Annotated in this window: 1 protein-coding gene; it reads left to right on the forward strand. The window is 44.3% G+C overall.

The window, feature by feature from the left end; translation table 11 throughout:
- Positions 1-66: 66 nt before the first annotated feature.
- On the forward strand, positions 67-812 hold a 746-nt coding region (locus R7E78_RS25775), incomplete at its 3' end, for a HAMP domain-containing protein (RefSeq protein ID WP_318058564.1).

An 812-nucleotide genomic window follows, 5' to 3' on the forward strand; every position in this document is an offset into this window, starting at 1 on the left:
TCATGTGCAGATTGATACAGCAATGTCTGCACAGAACATAATTTATAAGGAACCTTGTCAGTGAAAATGTCAGTTCGTAAAAAGTTATATGCGAGCTTTGGTGCCATTTTGGCAACAATGTTGGTGATGATCGCGATTATTACGTTTGAAGTGATTAATTCACATAAAGTGGCACAAGAAGTCAGAACAGACGACGTCCCAGAGACCATTGGATACATGGCTTTGATCGATGAAGCTGGGGATATTTATCGAGATGCTGTCGGTATGATCATCAATACCAGTGGTGCACAACGTGAATATCAATCGAACAAGAAAGAGTTTGCCTCTGCGTTGGCTGATGTGAAACGTCTTGAAACCGCTGGTGGAGAAGACTATCGCAATATCGAAAAAATTGAGCAGCTTATGGCGAATTTTACGTCGAGCTTTGAGAGCCAAATTCAGCCGAATATTGGGCATCGCAGTTTAGAAGAAAACGTTGAGCAAGTCCGTCAGTTGTACGAGGTGAATCTAGCCCCAATTGAAGACATGCTCAATGCGGCGACGGCAGAAGGCCGCCAAAGCACACATGATGCGCTTCTCCAATTGACCGATTCATTCAACGATATTGAGAACACCATTTACGCGCTAGGTACGCTTGCGGCGATCGCAACAGTGTTCATTGCATACTTGTTGTCTAATTCAATCACAGGGCGTTTGACCGCACTGGATACTTTGGCACAACGTGTGGCGGAAGGCGATTTGACAGCTTCTCCTATCAAAGACGAATCGGGTGATGAGCTTTCTAACTTAGCGACCTCTTTAAACAAAATGCA

The sequence above is a fragment of the Vibrio sp. YT-19(2023) genome, from assembly GCF_033337395.1.